The organism is Nitrosopumilus sp. (assembly GCF_025699255.1).
Taxonomy (GTDB): Archaea; Thermoproteota; Nitrososphaeria; order Nitrososphaerales; family Nitrosopumilaceae; genus Nitrosopumilus.
In genome coordinates this window covers 292,080-300,039 of the sequence record NZ_JAILWA010000002.1, presented here as the reverse complement: position 1 = coordinate 300,039, position 7,960 = coordinate 292,080, and the positions used below count along the sequence as shown (strand labels likewise).

10 protein-coding genes are annotated in these 7,960 nt (G+C 38.0%); 4 read left to right on the top strand and 6 right to left on the bottom strand.

Annotated elements, in window-relative coordinates:
• The 3 genes from ftsY to K5781_RS03765 all read right to left on the bottom strand — a co-directional run.
• Window positions 1–1,039 (bottom strand): signal recognition particle-docking protein FtsY (gene ftsY, locus K5781_RS03775; RefSeq protein WP_297440861.1); only part of this gene is annotated, 1,039 nt, incomplete at its 3' end.
• A gap of 3 nt (window positions 1,040–1,042) precedes the next feature.
• Window positions 1,043–1,477: a prefoldin subunit alpha gene (gene pfdA, locus K5781_RS03770; RefSeq protein ID WP_297440858.1), complete on the bottom strand. Its 435-nt coding sequence runs from the start codon at window positions 1,475–1,477 to the stop codon at window positions 1,043–1,045.
• Window positions 1,478–1,567: 90 nt separating this feature from the next.
• The gene (locus K5781_RS03765) at window positions 1,568–2,188 is read right to left on the bottom strand and encodes a superoxide dismutase (RefSeq protein ID WP_297440857.1); all 621 of its coding nucleotides are present in this window, start codon (window positions 2,186–2,188) and stop codon (window positions 1,568–1,570) included.
• Between the two features lie 78 nt (window positions 2,189–2,266).
• Here K5781_RS03765 and K5781_RS03760 point away from each other — a divergent pair, with 78 nt between their 5' ends.
• Complete coding sequence (locus K5781_RS03760; protein WP_297440855.1) at window positions 2,267–4,291, top strand: S8 family serine peptidase; 2,025 nt, start codon at window positions 2,267–2,269, stop codon at window positions 4,289–4,291.
• Between the two features lies 1 nt (window position 4,292).
• Here the strand turns inward: K5781_RS03760 and pckA are convergent, their stop codons facing one another.
• Complete coding sequence (gene pckA, locus K5781_RS03755) at window positions 4,293–5,807, bottom strand: phosphoenolpyruvate carboxykinase (ATP) (RefSeq protein WP_297440853.1); 1,515 nt, start codon at window positions 5,805–5,807, stop codon at window positions 4,293–4,295.
• On the opposite strand from pckA, the gene K5781_RS03750 reads away from it, so the two are divergent.
• The 3 genes from K5781_RS03750 to K5781_RS03740 all read left to right on the top strand — a co-directional run bounded on the left by K5781_RS03750 (window position 5,791) and on the right by K5781_RS03740 (window position 6,889).
• Window positions 5,791–5,946, top strand: coding sequence for a hypothetical protein (locus K5781_RS03750; protein ID WP_297440851.1), 156 nt, complete (start codon window positions 5,791–5,793; stop codon window positions 5,944–5,946). The two genes, pckA and K5781_RS03750, sit on opposite strands and share 17 nt — an antisense overlap.
• A gap of 99 nt (window positions 5,947–6,045) precedes the next feature.
• A complete protein-coding gene (locus K5781_RS03745) occupies window positions 6,046–6,450 on the top strand; it encodes a 50S ribosomal protein L32e (protein WP_297440849.1) in 405 nt (134 codons plus the stop codon).
• Window positions 6,434–6,889, top strand: a complete 456-nt coding sequence (locus tag K5781_RS03740) for a 50S ribosomal protein L19e (protein WP_297440847.1) — start codon at window positions 6,434–6,436, stop codon at window positions 6,887–6,889. Before K5781_RS03745 ends, K5781_RS03740 begins: the two co-directional genes overlap by 17 nt.
• Here the strand turns inward: K5781_RS03740 and K5781_RS03735 are convergent.
• The gene (locus tag K5781_RS03735; protein WP_297440845.1) at window positions 6,886–7,185 is read right to left on the bottom strand and encodes an MGMT family protein; all 300 of its coding nucleotides are present in this window, start codon (window positions 7,183–7,185) and stop codon (window positions 6,886–6,888) included. The two genes, K5781_RS03740 and K5781_RS03735, sit on opposite strands and share 4 nt — an antisense overlap.
• A complete protein-coding gene (locus K5781_RS03730) occupies window positions 7,182–7,958 on the bottom strand; it encodes a D-aminoacyl-tRNA deacylase (protein WP_297440843.1) in 777 nt (258 codons plus the stop codon). The genes K5781_RS03735 and K5781_RS03730 overlap by 4 nt, the downstream gene beginning before the upstream one ends.
• Between the last annotated feature and the right edge of the window lie 2 nt (window positions 7,959–7,960).

The window sequence follows — 7,960 nt, the reverse complement described above, 5'->3', positions numbered from 1 at the left end:
TTGGTTCTGGTGTTGGTTCTGGTGTTGGTTCTGGTGTTGGTTCTGGTGTTGGTTCAGGTTCTGGTGTTGGTTCAGGTTCTGGTGTTGGTTCTGGTTCTGGTGTTGGTTCAGATTTTGAAATTTCAACACCATCAAGAGAACCAAAAACAGTTTCTAGAAATAGTTCTTTATCAAAAGGTTTGAGATCAGGATATTCTTGACCTACACCTACATAGAGTACAGGAGTGGATGTGACTTTGACAATAGACAATGCTGCACCTCCTCGTGCATCAGCGTCACTCTTTGTTAAAATTGAACCATCAAATTTTACATGTTCATAGAACTCTCTTGCCTGATTGACAGTGTCATTTCCTGCTAACGAATCACCGACAAAAATTTTCATGTCAGGATTTACTACTTTGGTAATTTTGGCAATTTGCTGCATCAAGTTTTCACTTGTTTGCATTCTTCCTGCAGTATCAATTAGAACACAATCAGTTTTGTGAGACTTTGCATACAACACAGCGTCTCGAGCAACAGCAGCTGGATCAGAGTTGTAATTTTGTGCGACAAGTTTTAGATTAAGACGATTAGCATGTTCGCGTAGCTGCTCAATTGCACCAGCTCTAAATGTATCAGCAGCTGCAATGACAACAGAATATTTTGCTTCCTTTAACATGTGTGCAACTTTAGCTAACGAAGTAGTCTTTCCAGTTCCGTTAATTCCGACAAACAAAATCAAAAATGGCTGACCTTGATTCTTTTTCTCATTAATTTTTTCTAAAAGATCATACTTTCCGGCAGCATCAAACAAAGAGGAGATACTAGAGATCAAGCTGTCCTTGACAAATTTTTCAATTTCATGTTTATCCACCTTTGAGCCAATCAGTTTTTCTTTAAGGTCAGACTTTACAGAATCAATTACTTCTGTAGCAACATCAGATTCCAAAAGAGAGATTTCTAACTCAAAAAGAATATCTTCAATGTCTTTTTCATTAAGTTCTTTTTCACCCAGACTTTTCGCAGCATTTGAGAATGCACTACGAAGTTTATCAAACATGGTTTATCCTGAAGCTGGAGGTTGTGGATTTTGCATAGACTGCATCATTTGATTCATCTGTGCCTTTCCTTGTTCTAATCTTGATGCTGCATCTTGTTTCTTTGCTGCAGTATCTTGCAGAGCAATTTCAACTTCTTTAATTCTTGCTTCTAGATAATTAATTGCTGAAGGAAAATCTTTTTCAACTGCAACTCCTGCGCCGATGTTCATGACAATTTTGGAGCTAGATGAAATTTTTGTGGGAACAAATGTACCCATTCCAATTGGAACTAGAGTTTCAGATTCAGGGTTTTGGCCAAGGGATTTTATCGATTCGATAGAAGCTGTTGCCTCTCTCAAAATACTTACAAAAGTAGATTCTCTTTGGGCTAAATCAGAATAGTAAGTTTCAAGCATTTGCATCTGTTGCATTAATTGTTCGGCCTGTTCTTCACTCATGTACAACAAACATCTTTCAGATGGTTATAAATTCATTCATGGAATTGCAAATCAAAACAGAAAGAATAGAAAAAAAATAAAGATTTAACTTTATTTTGCTTTTGAGAATCTAGATTCTACCTCATCCCAGTTTACAACATTCCACCATGCCTCAATATAGACAGGTCTCTTGTTTTGGTAGTTGAGATAGTATGCATGCTCCCATACATCACAGCCGAGTAAAGGTACCAGTCCTTCAGTTCTTGGACTTGTTTGGTTTGGCATTGATTTGTATTCAACCTTTCCAGAAGAAGGATTGTATACTAACCATCCCCAACCACTGCCTTGAATTACAGCTGTAGTGGATGAAAATTTCTCTTTGAAGTCAGAAAAGCTTCCAAATGAATCGTTAATTGCATCAGCAATAGATCCTCCAGGTTCTCCGCCTCCGTTTGGTTTCATGTTATTCCAAAATAACCTATGGTTATCATAACCACCACCGTTGAAATTAATTGCACCTCTTTTGTCCTCTGGGACAGAATTGATATCAGACAAAATGTCGATGATATCTTTGTCTTGAATTTCAGATGGACATGTCTCAAGGGCTGCATTTAGTTTGTCGGTATATGTTTGATGATGCTTTGTGTGATGAATCTCCATAGTTCTTGCGTCAATGTGAGGTTCTAATGCATCATAAGCATATGGCATTTCAGGAAGAGTGTATTTTCCCATATGCAACTTAGATGATTTATTCCATTTATTGGTTTAGTAAGCAATTCATTTTTACTTGTAAAAACTGTTAGAGAACTTGTGAAATCAATAGTAATTTTCTCCTTGTCAATAGCAATTTTTGGAATTTTTATTTTGTCTTATCCTTTAGAAACACAAGACGAGCTTCAGACTTATCTTCAAAGAAGCGGCCCGTTTATCGGAACAGACATTCCAAAATCAGAAGGAATTGACGGTTCTGGAATCAAAGTCGCAGTAATAGATACAGGAGTTGACTATAACCATCCAGATCTTTTCGGATGGGGTGAGGACGGCAAAGTCGTGGGAGGATACAATTTCATACGAAAAGATCAGCCACCTCTAGACACAAATGGACATGGAACCCAAGTTGCAGGAGTAATTGCAGCTGATGGAGAAATAACAGGCATAGCACCAAAGGCAAAAATTTTAGCTTACAAAGTTTCTGAAGACGGCGAAGGAGTATCATCAGAACTAATCACAAAAGCAATTGAAAAGGCAATTGAAGACGGTGCAGACATTATCAACATTAGTTTGGGAGTAAACAAAACCAATGCAAAGATTGAACGTGCAGTAAATCTTGCACTGGAAAAAGAAATCTTTGTAGTAACTGCAGCTGGAAATGACGGGCCAAGTCTTGAAACAATCGGAAGTCCTGGAAGAAATTTTGGTTCAGTTACAGTTGGTGCAACATATAACAATCTAACTTCAAGCTTGGTTGCAACATTAGAGATAGATGAAAAATCATACACTGTCATTCCCATGGTAGGTTCATCAAAACTAGATGAACCAATTGTTGAAAAAATAATTTTTGCAGGTTATGGGAAAACTGAAGACTTTGAAAAAGTGGATGTAAGAGATGCAATTGTGATTGTTGAGCGAGGCAGCGATGTAAAGGGGGACTTGCTGTATTTTTCAATCAAAGAAAAAAATGCTGCAAGCGCAGGAGCTAAAGCATTAATTGTTTACAATGACAAGCCGGGAATTTTTCTTGGAGAATTAATTCATGAGTTTATTGAACCAGGATACACACCGCAGATTCCAGTAGTTTCAATGGACAGAGAAGAGGGACTAGAGATCAAAGAGTCAATCACAGAATCAAGTGAAGGCATTTTACAATTATTTTACAATCCAGACTTTGTTGCACACTTTAGCTCAAGAGGGCCAGTGTCTCCATTTTACATAAAACCAGAAATTGTTGCTCCTGGGGCATACATCAACACCACACAAAACAATGCAGGATACAATTTTACCAGCGGAACTAGTTATGCTGCCCCTCACGTAAGCGGAGCAGCGGCATTACTGCTACAAAAGAACCCCGAACTTCACCATCACGAGATAAAATCCCTGCTGCTGACTACAGCAGAGCCAGTTTCTGATGCATATAATCAGGAATTTTCGATTCACGAAGCAGGTTCTGGCAGACTGGACATTGGAAATGCATTTGGTGCAAAACTGATCATCATGCCTCCAAATTTTGTAGCCAATGTCTCTACAGATAAAACGATTGCAGAGCAAAAACTGGATTTAAAATTGCTTGATGGCACTTTGGATAATTTAGAGATAGAGTATGAAGGGCCAGAATTCATCGGGTTTGCACATGTTCTTGAGGGAAATACATTGATTATCAAAATAAACATGAATGAAGAAAAGTTTGGAGAACATGAAGGAAAAATAATCATCAAACATGAAGATACAAGATACACAATTCCGTTCTTGCTACATTATACACAGGGTTCAATTTCAGTAAATCAACAAAACAACAAACTCTACTTTGATATTTATCATCCAGAAGAATGGACGTTTGCAAAAATTCTAGTTACAAACAGCAAAGACGGAATCTCTAAAACTACAACTGCAACTCCAGACAAAAACGCATCCATGGAAGTTTTTGAAAACTCTGAATACTGGATTGATGCCAAAATCAGAGTCAACGGCAACACGTCTGATGCATTTAACATAATTCAAATCAATACAATAAACGAGAGTCCTAGCAGAATTGACATTCTAGTCCCAGAAAAACAAATTGGCATGATCACTGTTATTGTAATTGGAATTGCAATTTTTGGATGGATTAAAAGAAAATAGTTTACTGTGAAATCTTTGGTCCTGCATCAACTATTTCAGGTGAGACATTTTCAAATTTCTTAAAGTTCTCAACGAACATCTGAGCTAGTTTTTTTGCAGAAAGATCATACGAGTCTTTGTCAATCCATGTGTTTTTAGGATCCAAGATTTCTGAAGGAACGCCTTCTACTTCTGTAGGAATGTCAAGATTAAACAAATCATCATGTCTATACTTTACAATATCAAGGGCACCAGAAAGAGCTGCTGTAACCATTGCACGGCTGTATTTTATCTTGATTCTTTTGCCTACACCATATGGTCCTCCAGACCATCCAGTGTTTACCAAGTAAACTACGGTATTGTGCTGGTTAGTTTTTTCACCAAGAAGTTTTGCGTAAACAGAGGCCGGTCTAGGCATGAATGGAGCACCAAAACACTGAGAAAACACAGATTTTGGCTCTTTGATTCCTCTTTCAGTTCCTGCCAACTTGCTGGTATATCCAGACATGAAATGATACATTGCACCTTCTTTGGTAAGTCTTGAAACAGGAGGTAACACCCCTAGAGCATCTGCAGTCAAAAATACAATAACACGTGGATGTCCGCCGACACTTGGAATCACTGCACCTGGAATAAACTCCAAAGGATATCCAACACGAGTATTCTCAGTTAATGTATTATCATCATAATCAGGAACATTGTCATTTAACACAACATTTTCTAAAAGAGCACCAGGTTTGATTGCATTCCAAATCTCAGGTTCTGCTTCTTGGCTTAGGTTGATACATTTTGCATAACAGCCACCTTCAAAATTAAACGTGCCATTATCAGACCAACCATGTTCATCGTCTCCAATTAATTTTCTGTTAGGGTCTGCAGACAAGGTTGTTTTTCCAGTACCAGACAAACCAAAGAACAATGCAGTGTCTCCTTTTTCGCCAATATTTGCAGAGCAGTGCATTGGGAAAATTCCGCGGTCTGGCAATAAGAAATTCATTACTCCAAACATTGATTTTTTCATCTCTCCGGCATATTCTGTTCCGCCAATCAAGACTATCTTTCTTGTCAAATCAATCAAAATGAAGACATCAGTTCTAGTTCCATCAACTTCAGGATCTGCTAGGAAATCATTGATACACAAAATTGTAAACTCAGGTTCGTGTTTTTCTAGTTCATCACTTGTTGGTTTGATAAACAAATTACTTGAGAACATGCTTTGCCAAACATGATCATTGATTACTCTGATTGGTAAACGGGTTTCAGGATCAGCTCCTACAAAACCATCAAAAACAAAGAGTTCCTTGTCATCGACAAATTTTTTCATCTTTTCAAATAGTTTTTCAAATTTTCCACTTGGGAATTGGTGGTTTATTTTTCCCCAGTCAATGGTATCGTGGGTCTTATCATCATATACGATAAATCTATCATCAGGGGATCTGCCAGTATATTTTCCGGTATTTACTGAAAGTGAGCCTGTTGAGTTTACTACTCCCTCCTTTCTCTCAACTGCCAATTTGACCATGTCATCTACGCCCAAATTTCTGTGGACTTTGGATGGATTGATTCCAAATGCAGTTAGTTGGGAGGAAAATTTCTCAGTAGCTGCAGTACCAAGTACTTGGGTCAGAGGATTATGCCTCCAAAAATGGTGTGTTCAATCCCAGGCTGGTTCATGAGATATTCGATCCGCCCAGAGTTTCCTTATTATCTTTTTCTTATAGAGAATGATTTTTGGTCTAGGAACGTATTTATTCCAAAATTCAAGACTCAATTTCATGACGATCAACAAGGATCTACTTGCAAAGAGAGAAGAGGCAAAAGAGAACAAGCCAGACTTTGTAAGACCAGAAAGTTGGCGTTATGTTAGACTACAAACCAATTGGAGAAAACCAAAAGGTATTGATCATCACCAAAGAAAACAAAAGAGCAGAGGACGTCCAGGTCTAGTCAAAGTTGGATATGGAGGACCTAAAGACGCAAGAGGATTACACCCATCAGGATTTACAGATAACTTAGTTTACAATTTGAATGACTTGGAGAAGCTAGACCCAAAGAAAGACGGAATTAGATTTGGACACAGTGTTGGAACCAAGAAGAGAAAAGAGATTATCGTTAAAGCAATTGAACAGAAATTCAAAATTTTCAATGCGAGAGTGAGTGCAAGTGGTAGTAAATCTTAAAGCTAAGAAAAGACTCGCCGCCAGAGTTACTGGTGTAGGAGTTCACAGAATTAGATTTGACACAGACCACTTGGATGATATTGCAGATGCAATTACAAGAGAAAACATTCGCAGTCTAATTACAGCAAACACAATCAAAATCAAATCATTTACCGGTACCTCAAAGGGAAGAGCACATGAAAAGAAAGCTCAGAAAAACAAGAGAGGTACAACTCAAGGTTCCAAACAAGGACGAAAGGGAGCTAGAGTAGGTAAAAAGGAAGTCTATGTTGCAAAGGTTCGTTCATTGAGACGACTATTGAAAATTGCAAAAGACAGAAAGGATTTGACCAATCCAGAATTCTGGGCACTCTACAAAAAAGTCGGAGGAAACACAGTTAGAAACAAAGCACACCTCAGACTTTTGATGGATGAGATTAAAGAAAAGAGAAAAGATTAGAATCGATAAATTTTATTTTCTAGTTCCACAATTTTGCCGTTTTGAATTTGAATTCCTTCATCATTTAACATCTTAGTTTTCACATGCTCCCCGTATGCATATCCGCCAATTTTTCCAGTAGACATTACAACTCTGTGACACGGAATGATGACAGGGTATGGGTTTTTGTTCATTATTTTTCCAACAGCTCTTTGGCCATTTTTTAGTCCAACTGCTTTTGCCAACTCACCATAAGTTGTGATTTGTCCTTTGGGTACCTCTAGCAATTTTTTGTAAATCTTTTGCTCAAGATTCAAAGTTTGATTACCTCAAGCTTAGTTGATTCTAAAAGATCAAGTACTTTTTGTTTGTTAGAGCCAAGGCCTCGCCAATCCAAAAGAGCAGCTGTTGCCATACTGTTTTGCTCAAGAATATGCGAAAATAATTTCTCATCAAGATCATCTAAAGCATGTTTTGGTATTACGGTTCCAAGAGCATATTTTCCATCAAGCAATTCATCAGTGAATTTTGAAGGATAGTGGGTTCCGCCAAAACAAATTGCTACTGGATGCTTTTCAACAGGTTGTGACATTACTTTGTGGACTAGTGCAGCTACTGAATTACACAATGATTCATCAGTCCACTGCTTTTCAGTAGTTCCAATCTCTACAAAGATAGAGGGTTTTGGCAACGCAGTCGGTCCGTGATGAGTTGCCTCTATAGTTATTTGAAAGTCAGAGAATTGTGATTGGTTCTTCTTTAAAGTTTGAAGATAACTTTTTTGAAAGTCTGGTTTTGGAATTGCAACCTGTCTGTCGTTGCCACCAAACTTTGCAGCAGAGAAATTTCCCGTACTGTGACAAGTCAAAGCTAGCACTCCGGATTCGGCTGCATGCTTTGAGAGAAAAACAAATCCGTCATAATCATACTTGTCTGCCAACCAATCAGCAGAAATTGCAGGAGTTTGGATAATTAGTAGATCATAAAATTCTCCACGAAAAACATCGCCGTCCAAAGTCATTTCTTTTGAAAGATATTTTGCCATATTGTGACCTGCAGGGTCATCTTGATACGCAACTAGTAGTTCCATGA